The following is a 700-nucleotide window of genomic DNA, read 5'->3' as shown; positions in this document are numbered from 1 at the left end:
GGCCGGCGGGCGGGCGGACGGGACTGCCGAAACCGCCGACGCCGACGCCGCCATGGTGCTGGAACGGGCCGGCCAGGCCCTGACCATCAACCGCATGGCGGAACGGGACCAGCGCGAACTTGCCCATCAGGCCCGCTCCGGCCTGCTGCACGAACTCCGCCGGCCCGGCGCACTGGAAGAGCCCGAGGCCCTGGCCCGAGCTGCGGCCCTGGGGCTGGCGTCCGCTCCGGTCTACCTGCCGGTGGTGTTCCAGCTGGCGCGGCCTGCCGCCGAAGAACCGATCGAACTGCAGCGGCGGGAGCGGGCGCTGCTGGACTTGCTGAACAGTGTGGCCGCGGCCGCCCGGGTGTCGGTGCTGGCAGCCAGCCTGCAGGCCGGCTCCATCGGGCTGCTGGTCTCGGTGCCGGCCAGGCAGCTGGAAGACCCCGTGCTGGAACGGCTGTGCGGCCAGTTGGCCGAGCAGACCAGCCCCGACTGGACCGTGGGGGTTGGCCGCGGCCGGCAGGAGCTGCTGGCCGCTGCCGCGGGGATGGACGAAGCGGCACATGTGGCCGAGGCCGCGGCCGGGCTCGGCACCGGCAAACGGTTCTACCGGTCTTCGGACGTCCGGTTGCGCGGCGTGCTCTCCCTGCTGCGCGACGATCCGCGCGTGGCCGCCTTCGCCGACGCCGAACTCGCCGCCGTCGCCCACGACCGCGAC

At 74.6% G+C, this 700-nt stretch carries 1 pseudogene; it reads left to right on the top strand.

Going from position 1 to position 700, the window contains the following annotated elements:
* Nucleotides 1–700, top strand: a pseudogene (locus AC5RUJ_RS17755) (PucR family transcriptional regulator); the annotation flags it as partial.

It is taken from the genome of Arthrobacter sp. Y3223164, from assembly GCF_059091005.1.
The sequence above is the reverse complement of the archived record's forward strand: the minus strand, read 5'-3'. Positions and strand labels throughout refer to the sequence as shown.